This window comes from Pseudonocardia sp. T1-2H (assembly GCF_038039215.1).
Taxonomy (GTDB): Bacteria; Actinomycetota; Actinomycetes; order Mycobacteriales; family Pseudonocardiaceae; genus Pseudonocardia.
The window spans coordinates 2,849,772-2,872,848 of sequence record NZ_JBBPCL010000001.1 but is presented as its reverse complement, the minus strand read 5'-3'; the positions used below and the strand labels follow the sequence as shown (position 1 = coordinate 2,872,848).

At 66.2% G+C, this 23,077-nt stretch carries 26 protein-coding genes and 2 pseudogenes; 8 read left to right on the top strand and 20 right to left on the bottom strand.

Annotated elements, in window-relative coordinates; all coding sequences use genetic code 11:
- Positions 1-122 precede the first annotated feature (122 nt).
- Positions 123-683 (bottom strand): annotated as a pseudogene (locus WBK50_RS14335) (penicillin-binding transpeptidase domain-containing protein); the annotation flags it as partial.
- A 304-nt stretch (positions 684-987) separates the two neighbouring features.
- On the opposite strand from WBK50_RS14335, the gene WBK50_RS14330 reads away from it, so the two are divergent.
- Entirely contained in the window at positions 988-1,194 is a 207-nt protein-coding gene (locus tag WBK50_RS14330; RefSeq protein ID WP_341336092.1) for a hypothetical protein, read from the top strand.
- On the opposite strand, the pseudogene WBK50_RS14325 reads toward WBK50_RS14330, so the two are convergent.
- Positions 1,113-1,541 (bottom strand): annotated as a pseudogene (locus WBK50_RS14325) (transglycosylase domain-containing protein); the annotation flags it as partial. The gene WBK50_RS14330 and the pseudogene WBK50_RS14325 sit on opposite strands and share 82 nt — an antisense overlap.
- A gap of 486 nt (positions 1,542-2,027) precedes the next feature.
- Here WBK50_RS14325 and tatA point away from each other — a divergent pair.
- The 3 genes from tatA (at position 2,028) to WBK50_RS14310 (ending at position 3,889) form a co-directional block, all read left to right on the top strand.
- Entirely contained in the window at positions 2,028-2,303 is a 276-nt protein-coding gene (gene tatA / locus WBK50_RS14320) for a Sec-independent protein translocase subunit TatA (protein ID WP_341336091.1), read from the top strand.
- Between the two features lie 60 nt (positions 2,304-2,363).
- Positions 2,364-3,275, top strand: coding sequence for a TIGR03854 family LLM class F420-dependent oxidoreductase (locus WBK50_RS14315; protein WP_341336090.1), 912 nt, complete (start codon positions 2,364-2,366; stop codon positions 3,273-3,275).
- A 104-nt stretch (positions 3,276-3,379) separates the two neighbouring features.
- On the top strand, positions 3,380-3,889 hold the full coding sequence (locus WBK50_RS14310; RefSeq protein WP_341336089.1) for a DUF309 domain-containing protein: 510 nt from the start codon (positions 3,380-3,382) through the stop codon (positions 3,887-3,889).
- Between the two features lie 21 nt (positions 3,890-3,910).
- On the opposite strand, the gene WBK50_RS14305 is transcribed toward WBK50_RS14310, so the two are convergent.
- On the bottom strand, positions 3,911-5,011 hold the full coding sequence (locus WBK50_RS14305; RefSeq protein ID WP_445942358.1) for a dipeptidase: 1,101 nt from the start codon (positions 5,009-5,011) through the stop codon (positions 3,911-3,913).
- Between the two features lie 57 nt (positions 5,012-5,068).
- Here WBK50_RS14305 and WBK50_RS14300 point away from each other — a divergent pair, with 57 nt between their 5' ends.
- Positions 5,069-6,004, top strand: a complete 936-nt coding sequence (locus tag WBK50_RS14300) for an NAD(+)/NADH kinase (RefSeq protein ID WP_341336087.1) — start codon at positions 5,069-5,071, stop codon at positions 6,002-6,004.
- A gap of 26 nt (positions 6,005-6,030) precedes the next feature.
- Here the strand turns inward: WBK50_RS14300 and WBK50_RS14295 are convergent, their stop codons facing one another.
- Together WBK50_RS14295 and WBK50_RS14290 are read right to left on the bottom strand one after the other, a co-directional pair.
- The gene (locus tag WBK50_RS14295; RefSeq protein WP_341336086.1) at positions 6,031-6,774 is read right to left on the bottom strand and encodes an SDR family NAD(P)-dependent oxidoreductase; all 744 of its coding nucleotides are present in this window, start codon (positions 6,772-6,774) and stop codon (positions 6,031-6,033) included.
- Between the two features lie 29 nt (positions 6,775-6,803).
- Complete coding sequence (locus WBK50_RS14290) at positions 6,804-7,457, bottom strand: hypothetical protein (RefSeq protein WP_341336085.1); 654 nt, start codon at positions 7,455-7,457, stop codon at positions 6,804-6,806.
- Between the two features lie 82 nt (positions 7,458-7,539).
- On the opposite strand from WBK50_RS14290, the gene WBK50_RS14285 reads away from it, so the two are divergent.
- The gene (locus tag WBK50_RS14285; RefSeq protein ID WP_341336084.1) at positions 7,540-7,821 is read left to right on the top strand and encodes an MSMEG_0570 family nitrogen starvation response protein; all 282 of its coding nucleotides are present in this window, start codon (positions 7,540-7,542) and stop codon (positions 7,819-7,821) included.
- Here the strand turns inward: WBK50_RS14285 and WBK50_RS14280 are convergent, their stop codons facing one another.
- The gene (locus tag WBK50_RS14280) at positions 7,822-8,040 is read right to left on the bottom strand and encodes a hypothetical protein (protein WP_341336083.1); all 219 of its coding nucleotides are present in this window, start codon (positions 8,038-8,040) and stop codon (positions 7,822-7,824) included. It lies immediately after the preceding gene.
- Between the two features lie 117 nt (positions 8,041-8,157).
- On the opposite strand from WBK50_RS14280, the gene WBK50_RS14275 reads away from it, so the two are divergent.
- The gene (locus WBK50_RS14275) at positions 8,158-9,000 is read left to right on the top strand and encodes a shikimate dehydrogenase (RefSeq protein ID WP_341336082.1); all 843 of its coding nucleotides are present in this window, start codon (positions 8,158-8,160) and stop codon (positions 8,998-9,000) included.
- Between the two features lie 110 nt (positions 9,001-9,110).
- Here WBK50_RS14275 and WBK50_RS14270 read toward each other — a convergent pair whose 3' ends face one another.
- From WBK50_RS14270 to WBK50_RS14220, 11 genes are all read right to left on the bottom strand, one after another.
- Positions 9,111-9,389, bottom strand: coding sequence for a Type 1 glutamine amidotransferase-like domain-containing protein (locus tag WBK50_RS14270; RefSeq protein WP_445942254.1), 279 nt, complete (start codon positions 9,387-9,389; stop codon positions 9,111-9,113).
- A 320-nt stretch (positions 9,390-9,709) separates the two neighbouring features.
- Positions 9,710-10,291 carry a hypothetical protein gene (locus WBK50_RS14265; RefSeq protein WP_341336081.1) on the bottom strand — a complete coding sequence of 194 codons (582 nt, stop codon included), beginning with the start codon at positions 10,289-10,291 and terminating at the stop codon, positions 9,710-9,712.
- 225 nt (positions 10,292-10,516) lie between these two features.
- Positions 10,517-10,900: a hypothetical protein gene (locus tag WBK50_RS14260; protein ID WP_341336080.1), complete on the bottom strand. Its 384-nt coding sequence runs from the start codon at positions 10,898-10,900 to the stop codon at positions 10,517-10,519.
- An 886-nt stretch (positions 10,901-11,786) separates the two neighbouring features.
- The gene (locus WBK50_RS14255) at positions 11,787-12,176 is read right to left on the bottom strand and encodes a Gp19/Gp15/Gp42 family protein (RefSeq protein ID WP_341336079.1); all 390 of its coding nucleotides are present in this window, start codon (positions 12,174-12,176) and stop codon (positions 11,787-11,789) included.
- Positions 12,177-12,669: 493 nt separating this feature from the next.
- Entirely contained in the window at positions 12,670-13,593 is a 924-nt protein-coding gene (locus tag WBK50_RS14250) for a hypothetical protein (RefSeq protein WP_341336078.1), read from the bottom strand.
- Between the two features lie 347 nt (positions 13,594-13,940).
- Positions 13,941-14,858, bottom strand: a complete 918-nt coding sequence (locus WBK50_RS35120; RefSeq protein ID WP_445942253.1) for a protein rep — start codon at positions 14,856-14,858, stop codon at positions 13,941-13,943.
- Between the two features lie 278 nt (positions 14,859-15,136).
- On the bottom strand, positions 15,137-16,150 hold the full coding sequence (locus WBK50_RS14240; protein WP_341336076.1) for a hypothetical protein: 1,014 nt from the start codon (positions 16,148-16,150) through the stop codon (positions 15,137-15,139).
- A gap of 101 nt (positions 16,151-16,251) precedes the next feature.
- Positions 16,252-16,563, bottom strand: a complete 312-nt coding sequence (locus WBK50_RS14235) for a hypothetical protein (RefSeq protein ID WP_341336075.1) — start codon at positions 16,561-16,563, stop codon at positions 16,252-16,254.
- 96 nt (positions 16,564-16,659) lie between these two features.
- Positions 16,660-17,031, bottom strand: coding sequence for a hypothetical protein (locus tag WBK50_RS14230; protein WP_341336074.1), 372 nt, complete (start codon positions 17,029-17,031; stop codon positions 16,660-16,662).
- Between the two features lie 52 nt (positions 17,032-17,083).
- Entirely contained in the window at positions 17,084-17,317 is a 234-nt protein-coding gene (locus WBK50_RS14225) for a hypothetical protein (protein ID WP_341336073.1), read from the bottom strand.
- Positions 17,314-17,574, bottom strand: a complete 261-nt coding sequence (locus tag WBK50_RS14220) for a hypothetical protein (RefSeq protein ID WP_341336072.1) — start codon at positions 17,572-17,574, stop codon at positions 17,314-17,316. The genes WBK50_RS14225 and WBK50_RS14220 overlap by 4 nt, the downstream gene beginning before the upstream one ends.
- 124 nt (positions 17,575-17,698) lie before the next feature.
- On the opposite strand from WBK50_RS14220, the gene WBK50_RS35115 reads away from it, so the two are divergent.
- Complete coding sequence (locus tag WBK50_RS35115; protein ID WP_445942252.1) at positions 17,699-17,899, top strand: helix-turn-helix domain-containing protein; 201 nt, start codon at positions 17,699-17,701, stop codon at positions 17,897-17,899.
- A 491-nt stretch (positions 17,900-18,390) separates the two neighbouring features.
- Here the strand turns inward: WBK50_RS35115 and WBK50_RS14215 are convergent, their stop codons facing one another.
- The 3 genes from WBK50_RS14215 to WBK50_RS14205 all read right to left on the bottom strand — a co-directional run bounded on the left by WBK50_RS14215 (position 18,391) and on the right by WBK50_RS14205 (position 23,045).
- Positions 18,391-18,891 carry a primase-like DNA-binding domain-containing protein gene (locus tag WBK50_RS14215; protein WP_341336071.1) on the bottom strand — a complete coding sequence of 167 codons (501 nt, stop codon included), beginning with the start codon at positions 18,889-18,891 and terminating at the stop codon, positions 18,391-18,393.
- A gap of 24 nt (positions 18,892-18,915) precedes the next feature.
- Positions 18,916-20,622 (bottom strand): bifunctional DNA primase/polymerase, encoded by a 1,707-nt coding sequence (locus WBK50_RS14210; RefSeq protein ID WP_341339385.1) that lies wholly within the window; start codon positions 20,620-20,622, stop codon positions 18,916-18,918.
- A 1,520-nt stretch (positions 20,623-22,142) separates the two neighbouring features.
- The gene (locus tag WBK50_RS14205; RefSeq protein ID WP_341336070.1) at positions 22,143-23,045 is read right to left on the bottom strand and encodes a tyrosine-type recombinase/integrase; all 903 of its coding nucleotides are present in this window, start codon (positions 23,043-23,045) and stop codon (positions 22,143-22,145) included.
- Positions 23,046-23,077 lie beyond the last annotated feature (32 nt).

Here is a 23,077-nt window from a genome sequence, read left to right as displayed (position 1 = left end):
CCCCGTCTTCGCCGCGATGGGCCGGTTCCAGCCCGCCGCGGCCGCGGCGGCGGCCGACGTGCCCCCGCCTGATCGTCCTTGCTCAGCCCGTTCATCAAACTGTCCGCGATCGCCGGGTCCAGCGCCTGGCGGCAGGGCGGCTGGGTGATGGCGACCGGCTTGCCGGCCCGGTCCGTGATCGACTCGATCGGCGTGGGGGGGCACCAGGTGCCGTGACTGGCCAGGGTGGCCTGGACGTTCGCCAGTTCCAGGGCGCTGGTCGGGGCGACGCCCAGGGTGAACGACGCCAGCTTCTGCTGCTTGACCACGTCCGCGATCGAGGGCGTGCCGGGCTTGCCGCTGAAAGGCGTGTCCGCGAGCGAGGTGAGGCCGAGCCGCACCGCCATGTCGACGACCGGGGGGATGCCGGTGCTCTCCTCCAGCTTGATGAACGCCGTGTTCGGCGACTGGGCGAGGGCGTCGGTCAGCGAGAGCTGGGCGGGGTAGGTCCCGGCGTTGCCGACGGGGATCGGCCGCCCGTCGACGTTGCGGTAGATCGGCGAGGTGTACCCACCGGCCGGGACGTCCAGCACCGTGTCGATCCCGATCAGGCCCTGCTCCATCGCCGACGCCGCGGTGAAGATCTTGTAGATGGAGCCGGCGCCCATGTTCTCCGGCTGGTAGGGCAGCCCGTAGCTGGACTGCCCCGGTCCGTTGCCGAAGGTCCGGTTGGCGGCCATCGCGGTCACCTTGTGCGAGTCCGCGCCCGGCACGATCGTCGCCATGACGTCCGCGACGTGGGGCTGTGTGGGCGGCACCTGCCCGTCGACCGCCTTCTTCACCGACGCGAGCGCGTTCCGGTCCAGCGTGGTGCGGATCGTGTAGCCGCCACCGGCGAGCCGGTCCGTCGGGAACCCGGCCCGGCGCAGGTAGGACAGCACGTAGTCGCAGAAGTAGCCGGCATCGCCGGCGCCGATGCACCCCTCGGCCGGGACGCCGGGAGTCCCCTTGACGCCCAGGGGTGCCGCGGTCGCGTCGGCCGCCTGCTGCGCGGAGATCGAGCCCTGCTGCTTCAGCTGGTCGATCACGACGTTGCGTCGGGAGAGCGCGGCGTCCGGGTGCGCGGTCGGGTCGTACTGGCTCGGGCTCTGCACCATTCCCGCGAGCAGCGCGGACTGCGGGACGTCGAGCTGCGACGCGTCCACGCCGAAGTAGGTCTGCGCCGCGGCCTGCACCCCGTACGCGCCGTGCCCGAAGTACACGAGGTCGAGGTAGCCGGTGAGGATCTGGTCCTTGGTCAGCTCGTGGTCCAGGCTGACGGCGAGCTCGGCCTCCTTGAGCTTGCGGGCGTAGCTCGGGGCGACGGCGGCCCGCCGTTGGGCGTCCGTCTGCGCCGCCACGTACAGGTCGTAGTTCTTCACGTACTGCTCGGTGAGCGTCGAGCCGCCCTGCCGGGCGCCGCCGTTGCTGTTGTTGACCAGGGCGCGGGCGGCACCGATCGGGTCGAAGCCGCCGTGTTCGTAGAAGCGGCGGTCCTCGATCGAGACGATCGACGCCTTCATCGCGGTCGAGATCCTGTCGCTGGTCACGGGGACCCGGTACTGGTTGAACAGGTAGGCGATCGGGGCGCCGGACGAATCGGTCACGGTCGACGCCGCCGGCAGGTTCCCGGTCTTAAGATCCGCATTCGAGCCGGTCGCGGAATCACTCACCGCACCGGCGAGCAACCCGATTCCCCCGACGACCGGGAACAGTGCCCCGGCCACGAGCACACCCGCGACCAGTCCGAACACGACGAGCTGCCGCGCCCCACGCATCACACCCACGCGCCTATCTCTACCAGCGCGGACGTGAGATCCGCGCGACGAGCGCCACGGTCCGCAGGCGCGGGTGGGGCACGTCGCACCCGAGGCGGGACGAGTCGTACGGATGACCAGCAATGCGACAGACCCTCTCATTCACACATTTCCGGGAATTGCGCCCCGGAATTTCCACCCGCGGTGTCGAGGGGCACACTCGACCCGACACGACCCGGAAGGACGAGGACGATGGGTGAGCTGAGCGCGTGGCACTGGCTGATCGTGATCGGGGTGTTCGTGCTGCTGTTCGGGGCGAAACGACTGCCCGACGCCGCGCGCAGCCTCGGCCGCTCCACCCGCATTCTGAAGGCGGAGCTGCGCGCGGATGCGCCGGAACCCGCACCGGTGACCCCGCCCGCCTCCGCTCCCGCCGACCGGGAGCAGGCCGGGGCCGGCGACCATCCCGAGCACCGGCCCGCCCCTGGTCAGCAGGAGACCAGGACGGTGACTCCTCACCCGGAGTGATCGAGGAGCATCGCCGGGTGGTGGTGGCGTCCGCGGACACGCGCGGCTAGCGTCGAGGCCGTGAAGGTCCGGATCGGTATCGGGTCGCTCCCCACGGAATCCGGCCGGGCGGCCGTCGGCCCGGGGTTCGACGAGCTCGTCGACGCCCTCGAGGAACGGGACGTCGACTCGCTCTGGCTCCCCGACCTCGTCTCCACCGACGCGGTCGACGCCCTGGTCGGGCTGGCCTACGCCGCCGGCCGTACGCGCACGCTCAAGATCGGTACCGGCGTCCTGGTGCTGCCGGGCCGCAACCCGGTGCTCGTCGCGTCCCAGCTCGCCTCGCTCGCCGCGCTCGCCCCGAAGCGGATCCTCCCGGCGTTCGGCGTCCGGCCGGCCCGCGGCCGGGAGCGGCAGCTCTACCCCGTGCCGGACGGGCAGCGCGCCGCGGTGTTCGAGGAGGCCCTGGTCGTCGTCCGGCGGCTGCTCGACGAGCCGCGGGTCACCCACCACGGCACCTTCTTCCACCTCGACGACGCCTCGGTCGGCCCGCGTCCCCCCGGCCGGCTCGACCTCTGGCTCGGCGGACGCGCCCCGGTCGGCCTGGACCGCATCGGCCGGCTCGCCGACGGCTGGCTCGGCAGCTTCGTGACACCCGACGAGGCGGCGGACTGCCGCAGCCGGATCGAGCGGGCCGCCGCGACGGCGGGCCGGGAGATCGAGGAGGACCACTACGGCACCAACCTGGCCGTCGTCCCGCCGGAGGCGACGGAGGAGCAGGTCGCCGCGGCGCTCGCCGGGTCGCTGGACCGGCGGCCGGACATGGACCCGGAGCAGCTCGTCGTCCGCGGCTGGGAGCAGGCGCGGAAACGGATCGGGCAGTACGTCGACGCGGGGTTGTCGAAGTTCGTGGTCCGCCCGGCGACGCCGGTCGCGTCCTGGCGCGGGTTCCTGGACCAGTTCGTCGAGGAGCTTCAGGTCCTCGAGAACTGAGCGCTCAGGCCTGCACCCGCCGCCGTCGTCCCCGGTGGCCCGCTCCAGCCCCGCGGGCCACGAGGGGCGGAACTGTGGCGTCGCCGGACGCTAAGGTCGACGTCATGTCCGCCGATCCCGTACGCGACCAAAGGCGCGATCGGGACCCCGAGGGTCGCGCCCGCAACGCCCGACCGCGGGACGCCAGCGGGCGGCCGCTGCCCTACGGCGAGTCCGGTGTCGAACGTGTCCCCGAGGACCTGGTGCTCAGCCCGGGCGACGCGGTCACCGAGGCCCAGCGGCTGCTCGACGAGGGCCTCCCGTTCCAGGCCCACGAGGTCCTGGAGGCCGCGTGGAAGGCGTCCGACCCGGCCACCCGGCAGCTGTGGCGCGCTCTCGCGCAGCTCGCCGTCGGCCTCACGCACGCCCAGCGCGGCAACAGCAGGGGCGCGGTGTCCCTGCTGGAACGGGGTGCGGACGGCATCGCCCGCTGGGTCGGTGACGCCCCTGCGGGCCTCGACCTCCCCGGCCTCCAGCGGCACGGCTTCGCGCTGGCCGAGCGGATCGAGCGTTCCGGCACCGGGTCTCTCACGGCCGCGGACCTGGCACCCGCGCTCCGCGCTCGTGCGCGGTAGTCGTCGCCGGAACAACGTTGTTCACGCACGGGCGGCGTCAGCCGCGTGCAGGACCCGCAGGGCGTTGCGGCCCGCGAGCTTCCCGCAGTCCTCGGCGCTCCAGCCCCTGTCCAGCAGCGCGTCGAACAGCCGCGGGTAGCCGCTGACGTCCTCGAGCCCGGCGGGCAGCTCGGGCACGCCGTCGTAGTCCCCGCCGATCCCGACGTGGTCGATCCCCGCGACCTCGCGGACGTGCTCGAGGTGCGCGACGACGTCGTCGATCGTCGCTCCCGGCATCACCGGCCCGGTCCAGCGCGCGGCGAAGGCGTCCCGGGCCCGCAGGTTGCGGTGGTCCTCCCCGGCCGCGGCCATCGCCTCGGCCAGCCGGTCGTCCCACTCCGCGACACGACGGGAGACGAAGCGCGGCACGAACGTCACCATGCAGACCCCGCCGTTGCCGGGCAGGGCGGCGAGGACGTCGTCCGGCACGTTGCGCGGGTTGTCCGTGACCGCGCGGGCCGAGGAGTGCGTGAAGAGCACCGGCGCGGACGTCGTCTCGAGCGCGTCCCGCATGGTCGTGTCGGCGACGTGCGAGAGGTCGACGATCATGCCGATCCGGTTCATCTCGGCGACGACCTCGCGGCCGAAGTCGCTCAGCCCGCCGTGGACGGGCTCGTCCGTCGCGGAGTCCGCCCACTCGGTGTTGAGGTTGTGCGTCAGCGTCATGTACCGGACCCCGAGCCGGCGCAGCGCCCGGAGGACCCCGAGCGACCCGTTGATGCTGTGCCCGCCCTCGGCGCCGAGCAGCGAGCCGATCCAGCCGTCGGTGAACGCGGCCTCGGCCTCGGTCGCGGTGGTGACGACCCGCAGGTCCGCGGGGTAGCGCTCGGCCAGCTCGTAGACCCGCTCCACCTGCTCGACCACGGCCGTCACCGCGCGGTCCCCGGCGAACGACGGCGGCACGTACACCGACCAGAACTGCGCGCCGACCCCGCCGGCCCGCAGCCGGGGCAGGTCGGTGTGCAGCCGCGGGTCCCCCGCGGCCAGGTCCGGCGCCGGACCGTCGAGCTCGCGCAGGGCCCACGGAAGGTCGTTGTGCCCGTCGACGAGCGGGGTGGCGCGGAGGAGTTCGGAGCCGGTGATCGTCACCGTTCGAGTATCGCCCCCACGCCGCGGGGCGCGTCGGGCAGACTCGGGATCATGGACGATCCCGCCGGCCCCCGCCTGGCCCTGGTCCTGCATCCGCACCGCGACCTCCGGGAGGTCGTCGCCCACCTCGTGCGCTGGGCGGAGGCGCACGGCGTCGAGCTGGTCGTCGGGGCGCAGGACGCCCTGCGCGTCGACGGCGGGGTGCTCCCGGTCCCGGCGGACGAGCTCGCCGACGGCGCCACCGCGGTCGTGAGCCTCGGGGGCGACGGCACCCTGCTGGGCGCGCTGCGGCTCGTCGCGGACACACCCGTCCCGGTGCTCGGCGTGCAGCTCGGGCACCTGGGTTTCCTCGCGGAGGTGCAGCCGAACGAGCTGGACACCGCGCTCGACCGGGTCCTCGCCGGGGACTTCGTCGTCGAACCGCACAGTGCGTTGCGGATCGAGACCGGCACGCAGCACCTCGTCGCGTTCAACGACCTCGCGCTGGTGCGCCACCCGGGCCACGGGAGCGTGGACGCCACGCTCGCGGTCAACGGCCTGCGCCACGGCTACTACCGGTGCGACGCGCTGGTCGTCGCGACGGCGGCGGGCTCGTCGGCCTACAGCTACGCGGCGGGCGGCCCGCTCGTCTCGCCGTCCGTGGGCGGGGTCGTGGTGACGCCGTCCGCGCCGATGTCCGGGATCTCCCGGGCGCTCGTCCTCGGCGAGTCCGACGTGCTGCGCCTGGAGCTGAACCCGCGGTGCGGGACGCTCGCCCTGGAGGCGGACGGCGTCGGGAGCGGTGACGTCGGGCCCGGGACCGTGCTGGACCTGACCGTGCAGCCGGACGCGGGCCAGGTCATCCGGCTGAACCCGGCCGTGCACCACCAGCGGAGCCGGGTGAAGCTCAGCCTACTGGACCTGCCGCTGCTCCCGGAGCAGCTCCGCGAGCTGCTGCCGCCGGACCTGCGGAAACGCTTCGACACGGCGGCCGACGACGGGGCGTGAGCGCCCGGGCGGGACCGGCCGTGGCCTCAGCGGGGGAGGCGGCGCCAGATCGCGCGCGGGAGGTGGCGCATGACGGCGAAGACGGGGCGGAGCAGGCCCGGGACCCAGACCTCGCCGCGGCCGGTGCGCAGCGCCTTCACGGTGGCGTCCGCGACCTGGTCCGGGGTGCTCGAGAACGGGGCCGGGGACATGCCCTCGGTCATCCGTCCGATCACGAACCCCGGCCTGACCAGCAGCAACCGGACGCCGGAGCCGTGCAGGGCGTCCGCGAGGCCGGAGGCGAAACCGTCGAGACCGGCCTTCGCGCTGCCGTAGACGTAGTTGGCCCGGCGCACGCGGACGCCGGCGACGGAGGAGAACACGACGAGCGTGCCGCTCCCCTGCGCTCGCAGGACCTGCGCGAGCTCGGTCAGGACCTGGACGTGCGCGACGTAGTCCGTGTGCACGATCCGCACCGCGTGCCCCGCGTCCGCCTCGGCCCGGGCCTGCTCACCGAGCAGGCCGAACGCGACCACGACGACGTCGAGCCGCCCGTGCCGCGCGACGACGTCGTCGATCAGGGGGCGGTGCGAGGCGAGATCGTCGGCGTCGAACTCCACCCGCTCGACGACGCGGGCACCCGCCTCGCGGACGAGCTTCTCCTCCGCGTCCAGGTCCGCGCTGCGCCGCGCGGCGAGCACCACGGTCTCCGCCTCCCGGCCCGCGAGCCGCTCCGCCACCGCGATCCCGATCTCGCTGCGCCCGCCGAGTACCAGCACCGTTCCGCCCATGGGGCGAGTCTGGCAAGGCGGTGGGGCGATCAGCTGCCCAGGGTGAGCGAGACCCCGTCGGTCTGCAGCCGCCGGCCCTCGAAGGTCACCTTCCCGCGGTGCGACACCTCGACCTGGTAGAAGTCCGACCCGGCCGGGACGTCCGGCACGGTGACGACGAACTCGCAGGTCGACGAGCTGGTGGCCCGGCCGGAGCCGAGCATCCCGGTGGCGACGACCGCGCCTGAGCCGTCGTAGACCGTCACCGAACTGCCCGTGTCGATGTCCGAGTAGCCGCCGCTGCCCGAGCAGGACGAGCCGGTGGTGAACGAGCCGTAGCTGGAGTTGAGGTAGGAGCTGGTCTGGGTCAGCTGGAAGGTGCCGCCGACGTCGAACGTCGACGCGGCGGAGAGCGCGGCGGTCCCGCCCCACACCAGGCCGAGCACCGCGGCGCCGACGGCCGTCCCCGCGAGGAAGGTCACGAGCCGCGAGCGCGGAGCCGGAGTCCACCGCGGGGGCGGCCCGAACGGCGCACCCAGTCCGGCGGGCGGGGCATAGGGGTCGGACGGGAACGAGGTGGGCGGCCCCTGGAACGGAGCGGCGGGCGGCCCCTGGAACGCGGGCCCGCGGAACACCTCGCCCGGGAACGACGGTGGCGGTGCGGCGACGTCCGGGACCGGCATGGTCGCGTCGTGCGTGGTCATGGCGGGAGCCCTTCAAGCTGTGGACATGCGACGGAGGTTCGGAGGCAATGCCCCGGAAACAGGGCCGATCTACGGTCGGGCGGTGCCCGAGGTGCTCTTCGACGTCCGCTGGCCGGACGGGTCCACCCAGTCGTTCTACTCGCCGTCGCTGATCGTCGAGGAGTACTTCGACGCGGGCTCGGCGTACCCGCTCGAGGACTTCGTGGAGCGCAGCCGTGAGTGCATGCGGATCGCGGACCAGCGGGTGCGCGCGAAGTACGGCGTCGGCTGCGCCCAGTCCGTCATGACGATGGCGGGGATCGAACGCGCCGCAGCCCGGTTGGCGACCGGCGACAGCGTCACCCTGGCGGCGTTCCGCCGCTGATCAGGAGCCGATGCGGAACACCACGCCGCCCGTGGCGGCGGGGACGCGCAGCCGCGGGGCGAACAGGAAGCCGTCCGCGGGGACGTCCACGCGCGAGGAGCCGGGCGCCGGGCGCAGGCCCAGCATCTCGTCGACGGTGAGGTCGACCGGGCCGCGCGGCGCCGGGATCAACGGAGCGCCGGTCTCGGTGGGGGCGGTGCTGCTGGCGGGCCGGTTCATGACGCTCTCCCTGGACGATGCCGATGACGTACACCCGTATGTCGCAGGTCCTGCTGCGCCATTAGCGCCACCGACCGGCTTTACCCCGAATTGGGTACGCCCGGCCATACTGCGGGGGTGAACGGCACCTCCCGCCGGGCCGCGGTCCTCGGCTCCCCCATCACGCACTCGCTCTCCCCCGTCCTGCACGGTGCCGCGTACGCCGCGCTCGGCCTCGGCGACTGGTCCTACGACGCGCACGAGGTGGACGAGGCGGGCCTGCCCGGGTTCGTCGACGCGCTGGGCACCGAGTGGGCGGGACTGTCACTGACGATGCCGCTCAAGCGGGTGGCGATCGAGATCGCGGACCGGGTCTCCCCGCTGGCCGGGGCGACGGGAGCCGCCAACACGATGATCTTCACGCCGCAGGGCCGACTCGTGGAGAACACCGACGTCATCGGCATCGTCGAGTCGCTGCGCGCAGCCGGTGTGGACAGGGTCGAGAACGCCGTGGTGCTGGGCGCGGGCGGGACCGCGCAGGCCGCGCTCGCCGCCCTCCGTGACCTGGGGGCGACCGCGCCGACGGTGCTGGTGCGCAGCGCGTCGCGTGCCGGGGAGCTGCGGGACGCGGCCGAGCGGCTCGACGTCTCCCCCGTCGTCGAGGCCGTGCTGACCGACCCCGCCCGTGCGGCGGGCTTCCTGACCGGCGCGGACGTCGTCATCTCCACGCTGCCGGGGAGCGCGGCGGACGAGCTCGGCGGCGCGCGCTGGCGCTCCCGGACCACCGTGCTGGACGTCGTCTACGCGCCCTGGCCCACCGCGTTCGCCGCGGGCGCCGCGACGGCCGGGTGCCGGATCGTCAGCGGGCTGGACATGCTGCTGCACCAGGCGGTCGCGCAGGTGGAGCTGATGACCGGGCGGCCGGGACCGGTCGAGGCGATGCGGGCCGCACTGGACTCGGCGGTCCTCGCCAGGCGGTGAACCCGGCCCGGGGCGACGATGGAGGAGGAGATTCGGCGCGCCGTGAGCGCGGTCGATCGTGACCTGGAGCGGGCGATCGGCCGTGGACCCGTCGACGGCGCGGGGACCGATCAGGATCCGCCGGACGTGCTGGTCAGGAGATCGCCGAGGTCGGCGCCCGGGGCCAGCTCGACCGGCTCCTCCCCGCGCCGGAACAGCCGCGCGGTCTGCCCGTGCAGGCTCAGGGACGCGTCCCGCAGCAGCCAGGCGCCCTCGCGTAGGCCGAGCACCGGGACGTCGTTCTCCTCGTGGAACTCCGCGATGCGGGCCTCCCGGGTCTCCCCCATGTGTCGCGAGCCGGGATCCGGGTCGAGGTAGTGCGGGTCTATACAGGCTCGAACGCAGTGCATGACCTGCGGAAACACACGTCAGACATGATCCCGAGATGAGCGTCTGTGCCCCGTTTATCCTGGAACGGTCGTCCTTCTCAACAGGCACGGAGTCGCATCTCGTGAGCGCGTAGCAGCACCCAGCACGCAGCAAAAGAGCCCCACCCGCCAGCGACCACCAGGCGGATGGGGCTCTTCGTCGTTCAGGCTAGGGGGTCGCAGCGGTCCCGAGTCTTCCCCAACCCTGACCACTGCGACCAGGTGTGAGGATACAGCGGTTCGAACGTACGTGCGAGTCAGTACCCCGCGTCGCACGATCCGCGAGCGGACATCAGCGGTCGCTATTCCAAACTAAACTGATTTACAAATGAACGAAGATCATATGTAGTCGAATCTTTGACCGGGATTGTCCGCTCAAGATGCGCCATTCCCTCCATTTTGATCTGAATCCGGGCTACTCCTGCACCCCAGTGAAACCACGCATGCCCGTAGTTATCAGCAAACGCGAGACCAACAGCAGAATAACCATTCGACTCAATGCCATCAGGGATCGCAATCGTAACGTCTCCGGGCGGCACGTTAACCAACTTCCTCAGTCCACCCGCGCGCGTTTCACCGTTGATTACCCAAATAACTAGAAACGCCAGCGGCAGACGTGAGGCATTTACGATGTGAAAAAGTCTCGGTCCCTCAAGTTGCGCGGGTTCAAACCACGCGCCAACTTGGGACGCTTGCTCCGCTCGCTTCTCCTGCTCAAGCTCCGCAATCTGCTTCGCTTGTAAGGAGAAAGTCCTACTTGAGAAAAATACCGCAACACCGGCAGCAATGAGCGCACCGAATCCGGAGAAGCCGGCGACCCAGTCGGGAAACGTTCCCCAATCGATCGGACCCAGCGACAGGACTTGTGAAGTGGCGGGGAGCACGTGATCACGTTACCCGCCGCATGGATCAGGTCTGAGCGGCACGCTGGTGTTGGATGTTCTCCACGAGCATCTGACGATCCTCCGGAGACGGATCCTCCCACGCTCGCGCTCGCGACACCCAGTCATCCGGGATCCCCGTACACGCCTCCCGTGGACTCGGGAAGTCGCAGTACCGGTGTGCGGGGAACTCCACGCACGGACGGCGCCTGGGAGGCTGCACGTAGCTCACAGCGAGTCCAAATACGCGTTCCAGTCGTCACCCTTGTCCGCAGCACCGGCATACGTGACACCGTTCGCCTGCGCACCCGGGATCGAGAGTGCGAGATCCGCGCGTTGCTGACGGACCACCGTGTACATCGCGGCAGCGGGCTTCTCCGCGACCAGGACGCACGCGCGGCAGTAATCCGCTACCTCACGCACAATGTCCCGCTCAAGCCACAACTCAGCGGGAGCGGACTTCCATAGCGACACCCACATTTCGACCTCTTCGGGACGAGGGTTCGGTAACGGGAAGTCACACGGAGGCTCGCGGTTGGGGTCCGCAGTCAGGATGCGGAGCGACTTCCCGTTGCCGGGGAATACCGCAGGTGGATTGATTGTGCGTCCCATCGTGGGGAACACCTACCTTTCAGAGGTTGAGAGCGGCGCGAGGTTTATAGCGTCAGACATCGAGACGACCTTGCGCGCGGCGTGGGGCAAAAAAGGGTGCCGGAAGGGGTCCCCCGGGGGTGGGTGTCGATCATGTGCGACGAGAGACAAAGTCATTTCAATTTCTGAATCACACAACGACAATGGATCAATGACACAAGAGAGCCAATGATTGCATCATGTTTGGTTCACTGTTCACTGTTCATTGTTCCATTGTCATTGTCTAACTAGAATGAGAGAGCAACCTGACTCGACTCACGCTCGCATCGTGTGTTCGCTTCGCGCGGACGAGTGATGATACGTATGGGTGTAACGAGTGGAATAGCAGCGCAGCCACGCGGTAGCCATGCTGCTATCCAATCAGACTCAGGTTGTTTGACACTAACGACAGGGTGTGACGTGAGTCAGTTAACGGGTCGCCCGTTGCCTCACTCACCGCGACACCGTGCGTGGGTACATCCATCGCACCGGTCACCGGTACCCCGGATACCCGTTAACCGTGCGCGTGTTACCCGCTTTAATGTCCCCCGCGTGCGAGCTGCATTCCTGTCGCAGGTGCAACTATGTTACGCGGGATTCGGGATAACGCAGCTCAGCAAGATTATGAACCGATACGGTTGGAACATGAGTCGCTGACCTGCGCGAATGGTGGAGAGGGTGACACGTACGCTGCGTAACCCGCTCCACCGTCACGCGTGAGCGGGTTAGCCCGATGCCGGGTGATCGTCACCCGGTTCGAGGTATCCCCCGGTCTCAATAAGCTCCCGATATCTATACCCCGCTGCTGCGTGACCGGTAAGAACACCGAGAAGTGGAGCGCATAGATACGCGAGGATGACACTGAGAATCATGCTGCCACCCCACCAGGTTGAATAGAAAACGGACGCTTGACCGCGTCAGTTGGTGTCAGCGTCACAAGCTCTCGGTTCGAGAGGTTCAAGCCGGCTGCCGTGGAAGCGGTGAGTTCGTACGAATATTCAGGATGCTGCTCGCTCCGAATGCCGACACCACCAGTAGTGACCGACGTGAGCGCACGAGCAACCACCTGAACCGCAACCGCAACCACCGCGTCAACCGCGAGTGACCCGTCAGCAATCCACTCGTCCACCTTCGGGAGACGGGAGCGGATCAGCGCTGACACGTCCTCACAGAGCGAATCAACCTGCATGAGCTGCACACCCACATACTCGGTTGCGAGCCGCTTAGCGACATCCTCAGCAGTGACCAGCGGCGTCACCGTCGCGGGTGATTCTGGTGGTAAAGGTCCCGACCGGCTTGCAGTGTGTCCGTCCGCTGCGGTTCACCGACCGGAGTCCCCTGACCCGGGTTCACCGCGAAAACAGGAACCGCAGGTGCGGGAGCTGCGAGCGCACGCAGCTTCCCCGCTTGCTCGCGGAGAACTTCCTCCGTTGCACCGTTCAGAAGTCCACGTTGCTCGTCAGGAATTTCGTACTCTTTTGCGATCGCGTCCCTGAGCGCGTCTCCGTCAGCGGACGGGTTCATTGGTGTTGCACCGTCAACCCGGAAACCCTCACCAGGGAGCCGGTCCACCTGCGGGAGTGGCGACCGATTATCCGCAACCCGCGTTCGCCGGTCCGCTGCCTCAATATCCCACTGCCGCACGAGCGCGCGGAGATGCGGGTCTGCCCCCGGCTTCCGCGCGAGATAGCGGACGTGGCCGGCTTCCACGCTGGACGGGTCTGTGCTCGCGTAGGGATCTGCTCCGATAATCACTTGTTCATTCCGCTCAGTACATGCGACACAGTCTCTTCGTTGACGACGAACTTCATCGTCTGCGTACCGTCCGAGCGGATACCGTCAAACACCCACTCACCACCCGCGCGACGCTTAAGAGCCTCAAGCGCGTCAGCGTTAATTGGGGGACTGTAGCGGAGGTCATTGCGAACATTTACCCGAGTCGCACGATCCTCTTGCTCCTGAGCGAACTCTTCAACCGTCGGGACCCACACCCCGAACTCACCCGCAAGCGGAAGACTCGCGAACCACCGCAGATAATCCAGATTGACCTCTGGACGAAAGTCACGCAGGGGGAACAGTGGTGGAATCGGTCGCCCATCGGGAGACGTATTAACCTGACGGTGAACCGCGTCCAGGACATCCAAGCCCCGAACCCATCCGTACATTTCTACGTTTGCAGCCTGTGCGGGTCCCGCCGTCAGCTTCATCTGCGCGGTTCGAGCCGCCCGCAGTTCGCTGACCAGTTCCCCCGCGCGCTTCCATTCCTCCACCACACCACGATTGATCGCTGCCGCCGGGGAATCCACCAGTCCCAGTGTCGCGAACACGTCACCCGCTTCGCGGTGGATCCGCTCCACTTCGTCCCGCACCACCGCGAGCGCGTCGTTGGTTCCTTCGCGCACCACGTTTTCACGCTGGTTCGTCAGCGCCTTAATCGCCTCATTTGACATCCACGCAGCTCGCACAGCGTTGGACTTTGCAGCTTCGATCTCTGCAACACGGCGCAGAAGGTCAGCCGGCTCAACGTCACCGTCACAAATCTCAGCGGTCAGGTCGATCACCGGAATTGCGGCATCCGCGACTGCTCGCTTGAGCTTCTCCGCTCGTGCAATCGCTTCGTCAATTTCGGTGATGCCAGGGATAGCCCGCTTAGCACGAGCAAGAATGTCACTCATTAGTCGTTTCCTCGGTTCCACTATTTAGTTGTTGTGAGCGTTCGATGATCTCAAGATGCTCGTCCATCCGGCGCTCATTTGCCTGCCGCATAGATGCATTCTGCCGTGCGACCTGCGCGCTAATTTGCTTCAAGTTGAATTCCCGGGACAACTTGTGTCGCCGGGGATCACGGTTGCGGCGTGGCATTAAACTCAAACTCGTCTTCTACCGCTTTTACCGCGGCAGCGATAGCGGCTCGTGCGAAGAGATGCTTAGGAACCTGCAGCTCAGTGGAAACCCGGGAAAGGTCCTCCCACTCAGTTCCCTCAAAACGGATCTTAAAGCGGTTGTTAGTAGTAGACAATGTTTAGGGTTCGCCCCTTTTCTGTGATGGTAGTATGAATTCCAAACTTCGACTTCTCATCCAAGAGATAGCTGCGTCTAGCCCGCCGATCTCCACCGCGTCCAAGAGGTCAGGAAGCTCGTCACGAACTCGGTCCCAAGACTCCCGCGGGATCACCAACACGTCGTCCCCGTGGCGGTCCTCTGAGACGATCTCGTCGTCCGACTTCTCTCGGTGCAGTCCAGCCCAGTCACGAAGAGCGCGTGACCAGGTGAGCTGCCTGCGGTTGTGGGAGACCTTCTCCCAAACGAGCCACAGCAGGACGTCAGATTCCAACCCCGTGGAGAGCGCGTCCCGCAGGATCGCGAAAGGCGACCGGTTCCCCGAACGTGCTTCTTTCGTCGTCGGGGAGGTGATCTCACTCGTGATCTTGGAGATGTAGTCCGCGATGGACTCGATTGACTCGCCGGTCATTCGTACTGGACGCACGTCTAACCCACCTTTGTCGGCGACTGCGGAGAAGCCGAGCTTGCTGAGCTTCCGTTCCCATCGGACGAACATGCGACCGCCCAGCTCGTCCATGAGATCCGGAGACGTCGGTCCGTCCAACGCCACCACGGCGTGAACGTGTACGTGCCAGCCGGCTTCCCCGTGCGTCACCTCCACCGTGCGGACCCACCCGAGCACCCCAAACGCGCGTTGATCAGCAGTCCAGCCGCGACCCGACGTCACAGCCGCCCAAGCAGCCGTCAACGCGTCCCACAGCGCATCCAGCCGGTGACCCCGGTTATGCCGCATCGTCAGGGTCACCAACGCGGCGGACCCGCGTGCGGCAGCGACAGCCCTCAGCACCGTTGCGACGTCCTCCGACCGCTGAGCACCGATCTTCCGGGCACACACGGGACACGCCCACGGGGAGCCGCACGACTGCAACCCCGCCACACCTGCACGCCGGACCCCGTCAGACTCCGACACCCGAAGCACTGCGCCACCCACCGACGTGTGCGACACGCGACCGCAGTTCCGCAGTCTCGGCAGCGATGTGAACGCCCACAACCGACGACGCCACTCGAACGTCTCTCTCCGTCGTCCCTGACGCCGTTCACGGTCCTCGGAAGACTTACCCGCAGTTGTTACCGAGGAGGTCGCTCGCTGCGCTCGCTCCCGCGCACCCGCTCCCGCCTCCGGCGTCGCGGGGCGCGTGGCGCCATGCGAGCCGATCACCGGTGGCTGCCGGTCACTCGACGGACGTACTCCGCATAGGAGCCGATCCAGGGTGCTCGAACGCGTGCCAGCGGGACACCCGGAGCCGACAGCAGAGCGACACCCGGGAGCGCCCCCGCGTGGATGCCCGCGGTTCCTGGATCCGCGTCCGGGTGGAGAAGCTTGACCGCGTCATGAGAGTCGACCCGGAACGAGACCCGGATGCTCGCCTGCCCGCGCTCCGTGGAGCCGATGACGTTCGCCTCTGCCCGCTGGGCGACCATGACCACGCGGATCCCAGCTTTGTGACCCTCCGCCATGAGACGGGCGACCAGAGCGCGGACCCGCTTCCCCGTCTTCGGGTCCAGAGCATCCAGCCACCGCAGCAGCCCCGGATATTCTTCGAGCACTACGAACCGCAGCGGGTCGTCGTCGTTGATCGGCAGGACGTCGCTGGTGACGGGGATTCTCCCGATACGCGCGTCCATGTCCGCGACCAGGGCGACAAGGTGCGACTCAACTGCTGCGGGAGAGCTGAGACCCAGCACAACGTTCCCAGCGGAGAACGGACGCAGCAGGATCCCTGACGGGTCAATCCCACCGATGGTGAGGGGGTAGCCGGCGCGCTGACGTTCGCTGAGCTGCGCGAGCACCGAGTACAACCACGCGGATTTCCCGGACCGGGTAGCGCCCTGTACCGCGACATGACCCAGGTGCTCCGGGTCAATGCACACCTCGCTGCCCTGCTCGTCACGAGCGAGCACCACGACGCCGGTGACCGGACCCACCGGAAGCGGGAACCCGACGTCCAGCGGGTCCGAGTCCAGCAGCGTCACCACCGCGTACTCACCAACCCCGCGGGACTCGATGCGCAGTGCCACCGCTCCCATGTGCGGAGCGAGAAGGTGTGAGACCGCACGCAGGTCACCGACGACCTGACCGGGCAGCAGACGCACCACCAGCACCGTCGGATCCAGCGACACCGACACCACGTGCGGAGCGGTGTCCGTCGGACCGGACGGGGTGGACACCTGACGTCCGACACCGGCTCCCACACACGCCTCACGCCACGCCCACGAGAGCCGTTCTGCTTCAAGCCGGTCGTCCTGCTCGCGTGACCGGTTCAACCAGCTCATGCCGCCCGCCGGAACTGGATGACCGGAGCGACCGGAGCAACAGGCTTCTCACGCAGGAGAGCCGCAGAGCGCGCTTCCGTCCCCTCCACCGAAATGTCATAAGCGGGTCGGCGATCCGGTGGGCGGTGACGAGGTACCAGAACCCGAACCATCACCATTCCGCCACGGTCACGCGGATACATGAACATCGCGAGGATCTCCATCACTACAGACGCGGTCAGCAGCGAGACAGGAACCGGTGCGAGATTCCAGCACCACACGTAAACCGCCCACAGAGCGACAAAGCACCATGCGATGAACTCGAACACGAAAGCCTCCGGAATGAGGCGACCCCTGCTCCGGGGAAGTGGGAGCAGGGGTCGCATTGAAGGGAGCGGACGGGTCAGAGGGTCAGCGCGCTAACGTCACGCTGCCTGCGGCTTCGGGTTCGGGTGTGCACCGTCGATCCCCGACGCCTTGAGCGAAACCTTCGCGCGGTTCGTACCCTGCTCCACGTAGATGGTCGCGACGAGATCGCGGAACTTCACCGGCTTCCACTTCTCGCAACGCGGCTCGTCGTGAGATGCGATGGTCACCCCGACCGCCTCCGCGCGCATCGCGTCGTCGTCGTCAACAATCACGTCCACCGTCCACAGCGGGACACCGGACTCATCCTTCGCCTGATTGCCGGAACGCTTCCGGGAACCGTCCGAAAGCTCCACGTACTCCGCACGCTCCACCGCCTTCCCGGTACCGATGAAACTCACTCGTGACATGTCGACAGGAATCGTGCGCACAGTTTTCTCCCAGGTGTGTCATCGTTGTTTGATTCGCAGCGCGGTCTATCCGCTAATACAGATTAGGGTGAAACCCGTATTCCTCAATCAATTCAATTTCAGACTGGATGCGGTGCGCCACCCGGTTCAGGACCACCCGACAGGACCCGCTCTCCGGAAGATCCAGAGAGAACCCGTCGCGCTCCCGCTCCACGTTGCGCAGTTCCGCCCGGAGCACAGCAACCACGGCACCCCGCACCGCGTCGCCTTGAGCAACCTCAGCGACCGTCACCCGCGTCGCGGTCACAGCTCGATCCGCTCAAACTCGACAGTCACGTCGAGCACCGTGCTATCCACGCCGTGGTGCCGCGCGAGCTTCACCGCACCTTCGCGGTAGGAACCGACGCGAGCGATGACGTCGCCGGCTTCCGACTCCACCAGGTATCTGCCGTCCTGCCGGACGATCGACCCGGAGAAGTCAGCCTCCCCGCAGGTCACCAACCCGAGACCCGGACGAACCACGTCGACCACCAGGGCGACGACGAAGAGCGAAAGCTGGTCCATCGCGACTCCCGATCCATGCAATCTATGCGGACGAGGCAGACGGTACGGGAGGACTGCAATCTATGCAAGCCATGCGAGCGCGGGTCATACCTGCAACCGCTGCGACCTGTGCGAACATGACGCAGTGCCACCCGAGACAGCGGACGGCGGGAACCTGCTAAGCACGAGCCAGGCAGCCCGCGCCATCGGTGTGCATCAAACGACGCTTAGCAGGTGGGTCAAAGCCGGCTATGTGAAACCCGCTCAGAAGACCATCGGGGGACACATGCGGTGGGACCTGGATGCTCTCCGGGAGCAAGTCGCGCAGCTCACCGACTCCGACTGACTCCCTCCGGGGGCGCCTGCGCGGCGTGCGACCTCAGCTCCGGGGAGCGGGTCGCTCTCCCCGCCACAGCGACGCCTAACGGCAGCACCCGGCGGCACGGGGGTCAAGGCGGAACTACTGCCTTGCCCCCCGCACCACCGCGCGCAGGGTGAACCCGCCGCTGCGACGGGGAGAAGCTAGGAGCCATCTATTCAGTTGTCGGGTCGGTGACGGGTTGAGTCGCCCGACAACGAACCCGTCACCGGCTACACCGCGTTGACCTGCGGAAATAGCGTGACGGGGCGGTTGGTGACGGGGTGACGGGTTGTTTCAACCGCTCTCTAGAAGCCTCTCCTCTGAGGAAGCCAGTAGAACCGGTTTTAGCTTTTAACGCGTCACCCCGTCACTTTTGATCTAGAAAGAAGGTATAAGTGCAGGTCAGAGGTGGTAAAAGGGTGGTGACGGGTTGCCTCTTAACCCGTCACCAACCCGTCACCAAAGTGGTCAACCCGTCACCCAGCAGGAAGTAGCTTCACACCCACGTACACCTTCCCGGAATTCGTGTGCTTGTAATCGACCTTCGTACCAAGTGCGAGCTTGACGCGGCTGCCAAACCTCGTGTTCGACATGACCGCGTGACCGTTTTTCTCAGACCAAAACTTGTACGCGGTATAAAGATCCTTCGCAGGGGTCTCGGACCCTTGTTCGACACGGGTCCGCTCGTTAAGGAACTGCTCCACCGGGTCAGAATCCTCGCGGTACTGCTTGAGAAGATCCTTCGTCCGGCTCGACTCCTTAAAGTTGCCGTCATCCATCAGGCGGCGGAGTGCTGCAACCGCGAGATTGAAAATTCCCGGAAGCTCCCCCCGGAGGACTTCCTCAAGCTCAGGATCCTCGCGACCTTCAAAGTTGTTCGGGAACTCCACGATGACCCATCGTCGCAGGAACCCGCGTGACAGGTCGTTCGTAGCAGGGATCTCGTTGAACGAAGCAATCTGCGTCGCGTAGCTCACCCCGTAGAACGAATCCCGGAACTTCTACTCAAAGCGGACTTCGTCACCTGACGTCAGTTGCTTCCACGCTGCGGTGTCAACGAACCGCTCCGACGATACATCGAACGCAATGTTCGCGAACTTCCCGTGAAGGTCACCAACAGAGAAGCGCTCAGCACCGAAAGACTGCGGCGAGTTACCGGAAGTGTTCCTTTTACCGAGCATCTGAACGAGGGTCTTGAGCAGGAGACTCTTACCGTTCGACCCGGAGCCGGTCAGCATAAATGCCTTGTGGATCGGGTACCCGCGGAACAAGCAGTACCCAAACATCCGGAGTACGGTTTCAACGTCGTCCTTGTGCAGCACCTCCGCTAGGAACCGTTCGAATCGGGGTGCTGTAGCTGCGGGGTCAAACTCAACAGGAAACTGGTAGTCGCTATCGTGGTCGGGGGTGTGCTCCCACAGCACTCCTGTCTTCCAATTCAAGAGTCCGTTAGCGACGTTCAGCCACTCGGTGTCACGTTCCTCCGGGCTGTCATCGGATGCTTGCAGCACAGCGCAAATGTTCCCATCCGCAGTCTGCGTGTACCGGTCCCCGAGAAGCGCAACCACGTGACGGTGAATTGTGTTCTTGGAACGCTCCTCGTTCCAATATCCATTAACCCACGCGGTGAGTTCACCACTCGGTGAAACCCGCACCGGCAGCCGGTCAGTGATGACAGCGGCAGCCGTTGAGGGGAGAAGCTTATCCCGGTTCCAGCACCGACGCTCCTCCTCCACGGAGAAGTCAGAACCCGTGATAACGAGCGCATCTGACACGCCGCATCCGAGCATCCCGCGACACCCGTTCCGGTCAGCGGACGGTTCACCGTTGAAAATGACATCCCCGGCGCCGGCTAGCTGCCGCTCGAACTCCCCGAGACCTTCACGCCCCTGCTCATCCGCGTACGGCACGTACATCTCTTGGAGCTTGCTCAGCGCGGTACGGACACCAGCGTGCCCCTGCTCTCCCCGACGGAGGAGATCCAGGGTCGTCTTGACCATCCGGTCATAGTGGCTGCCGTCTTCCTTGCTGTACCTCTCAAGTGCATCCAGCACGACGTTGCAGGGATCCCCACCGGTCGCATAGTCAAGCGTGACGTCAATCTTTTGTTGCCACGTCAGATCAGATTGCCGCTTCGCTACCGAGTTACTTCCTTCTCGCAGGAACTCAACCCATGCAGCAGTGAGTTCCGCGCAATCCTCCACCGACGGAATCACCGTCTCAGGAAGCATCTCGTCAGTCTTCGAGAACCACCGGTACGTCTCTCCGGTCTTGTGCGACACAGAGGGGTAGACCGCTCCGAAACGGTGGTGTGATTGAATGATCTCCACGTCGCGCAGCTTCGTGACGAACTGGTTGCGCTCGTGCGAGTCACCTTCAGGAACCCGGAACCAATAGATCCGCGCCGGCTGTCTTGCACCGCGCGAGGTTGACGAGACGGTTGCTGGAAGTTGACCGTACTTGCGTTCCAGTTCGTCAATCGTGTCCTGACCGCGCTTGTCCCCGTAATGGTCAACGTCAATCCCGATCAGCCCGGGAGCCGCCCACACCGCGCAATCGTTGCGTGGGTTTCCCGCAGGGTCGATCGACCAGCTCTGCGGAGCTGCGGGCGCGTAGTTGGATGCCTCCTGATGACCTGATGGGAGACCCCCTCCGCTGTAGCGGCGCGAGTTGGTGGGGAACACCTTCCACCCCGCGGACACGTACATGTCCACGACTTGAGAGTACGTAGTTCGGGGAGCTTCAATCGCAGTATCCAATTATCTACCTAACTCTATTCAGTTATAATTGCAGTATCTACCTAACCAATACAACCGGGAATCCGGTGACGGTGGCTTAAGCCGTCACCGGATTCTGACCACCCGCGGTAGATGACGAGTGGTACAACCGGCATAACTGCACGGAGCAACCCGAGCAGAAGTTTTAGTTACGCGCGACTCCGCGCGACTTTGCGCACGTCGTCCGTGAGGTCACCAACCACCCGCAGCACGTAACTCGGGTACTCACGGATCTGACGCGGACAGTGCGCGATCACGTGACCCGCAGACCGCGCGTGTACGTGCCACCGGCGCTCCGCTACACACCACACGTGAAGTTGGTGCCCAGAGCGGTACGCGGGCAGCACGGGGCAGTCACCGTCGAAGGTGATCGGTTGACGCGGGTCGATTTTCACTGGTGGCATTCCTTAAATGGATACACGAATGGCGGGTATCTGGTCACGATGACAACCCAGATACCCGCCACTCGTGCGGGGTTCGGCGCTCAACTGTCAAGCTACAGGAGCGCCGCTTTCCACCCGCCGCCCGGAAGGAGTTAGGCAGCGGGAAGTTATGGGTGGCGGGGAGGAGTCGTCCGCCACTTGAAGCTTCACCACGAGGGTTCTCGCGGAGATTCAGTCAGTCGTTCCGCCGGAACGGGACATACTCAGGTGCAATCCCTAGGTCCCGCTCAATCAGTGAACGAATGTAATCCGACCGGCTCACACGTTGCTTCGCGCAGTGTGCGTCCACCGCATCCAGGTATGCAAGGGTTGGAAAGTAGATGCTGCTTCGAAAGTTGGACATAATTACCTCGCGGCGCTCTCTTTCTCGATTCTCGCTCCCGGAGCGCCGTATTCGGGTCGCGGATGTTAACGGGGGTTCCGAGTAACATTCTGTGTTACTTTCAGACATAACTTACCCCGCTACTATATTCAACGCTTGAGTGATGCTGAATGTTCCCGATTCCGCAAGAATCTTGAAAGTTTTTTGTCTCGTGTTTCGGACAGAGTTCAACCACTCACGTACTTGAAGTCTCTGATAGAGCGTACAGAACGGTACTCATTGAGGTACCCGTTCCAGGTACTCAAGCAGCGGTTCCCCGGGGAGCTGCGGGTTCTCCGCTTCCGGTCACGCAGCATTTCTCTTGCGCGATTCCGCGGACTTCCTCGCGAGATCCACATAGTAGGCGGACCGCAGCGAGTCCGCGGACTGGTCAACCTCCCGCTGCGTGGCGTCGGGACCCAGGATCTCCCGTGCTTGACGCTCGAACCGTGCAGCAGCCGCACGACGAGCCGGCGCGGTACGAGCAGTGCGGTCGCGAGTGAATGCCCACGACCGGTGAGCGGCAGCGCGAGCAGCGAGCGAATCCATGATCTCTTACCTCCATCGTCGGCGTGATCTCTCACTCCGGAAGTCTTCGATGGAGGGGAACGAACGGTATGCGCTCGCGAAGCGCTGTGACGCCACCGCTACCGGCGACTCGACCTCCGCTCCCCCATCTCACGAGCGGCGTCTAGAGCGCGCATGTTCGCGTTGGTGCGGGTGTACCGAGCGACCATCTCAAGATCCTCCCAACCGGCAAGCGCGCGAAGGTTCTCCACATCCCCACCGTCATCCAGCCACCGGGTTGCGAAGGTGTGACGGAGCACGTGCGGATGGAAGTCCTTCAACCCCGCAGCATCCGCGCGACGTTTGAGCGCTTTGTGCAGCGCGGCATATGAGAACCCCTGACCGTTGCCGCCCAACCACAGCGCAGGTGAGGAGCTGAGACGGTGGTCCCTCCGCTTCCGGAGATACCGGTCAAGCTGGTACAGCGGGTCCGGGGTCAGGAGCACCATGCGCCCCTTCCCACCCTTCCCCCGACGAACCACGACCTCCCCCGTCTTGAGGTTCACGTCGCTCGTCGCGAGGTTCACGCACTCCCCCGCACGGATCCCCGTGTCCAGAAGCACGGACACCACCGCGCGGTCACGGAAGTCGTGGAAGAGCTTCCCCTTGCACGCGTCCAGCAGCGCGCGGGTCTCCTCGTGGCTGAGCGTCGGGGTGATCTTCTGGTCAAACTTGACCGGCTTGACCCCCACCAGCTCGTCACGCGGGATCTCCTCCTCCTCAGCGAGCCACATCGAGAAGCGTCTAACCCCGAACTGTCGCGCGGCAGCCGTCTTCGCTTGTGCACCCTGACCGAGCATGTCAGCCACCCACGCGTTGACGGTCGCCTTCGTCAACGTCGGCTCTCGCGAACCGGCATCACACCAGCTCAGGAACTGCGTGACCCCCGTGAGGTAGCTCTTCACGGTTGACTTTGACTTGTTCTGACTCCGCAGGTACGTGGTCCACGACTCGGACAACCTGCGGAGCTGATCGGTGTTCACCGGTGGATCCTAAACCGGGTCGTCTATCTGGA

Bases quoted from the DNA above. Each gene is read 5' to 3' on its own strand.
- tatA (WP_341336091.1), top strand. From the start codon at position 2,028: ATGGGTGAGCTGAGCGCGTGGCACTGGCTGATCGTGATCGGGGTGTTC.
- WBK50_RS14310 (WP_341336089.1), top strand. From the start codon at position 3,380: ATGTCCGCCGATCCCGTACGCGACCAAAGGCGCGATCGGGACCCCGAG.
- WBK50_RS14300 (WP_341336087.1), top strand. From the start codon at position 5,069: ATGGACGATCCCGCCGGCCCCCGCCTGGCCCTGGTCCTGCATCCGCAC.
- WBK50_RS14295 (WP_341336086.1), bottom strand. From the start codon at position 6,774: ATGGGCGGAACGGTGCTGGTACTCGGCGGGCGCAGCGAGATCGGGATC.
- WBK50_RS14290 (WP_341336085.1), bottom strand. From the start codon at position 7,457: ATGACCACGCACGACGCGACCATGCCGGTCCCGGACGTCGCCGCACCG.
- WBK50_RS14280 (WP_341336083.1), bottom strand. From the start codon at position 8,040: ATGAACCGGCCCGCCAGCAGCACCGCCCCCACCGAGACCGGCGCTCCG.
- WBK50_RS14270 (WP_445942254.1), bottom strand. From the start codon at position 9,389: ATGCACTGCGTTCGAGCCTGTATAGACCCGCACTACCTCGACCCGGAT.
- WBK50_RS14260 (WP_341336080.1), bottom strand. From the start codon at position 10,900: ATGGGACGCACAATCAATCCACCTGCGGTATTCCCCGGCAACGGGAAG.
- WBK50_RS14250 (WP_341336078.1), bottom strand. From the start codon at position 13,593: ATGAGTGACATTCTTGCTCGTGCTAAGCGGGCTATCCCTGGCATCACC.
- WBK50_RS14220 (WP_341336072.1), bottom strand. From the start codon at position 17,574: ATGGACCAGCTTTCGCTCTTCGTCGTCGCCCTGGTGGTCGACGTGGTT.
- WBK50_RS14210 (WP_341339385.1), bottom strand. From the start codon at position 20,622: ATGTACGTGTCCGCGGGGTGGAAGGTGTTCCCCACCAACTCGCGCCGC.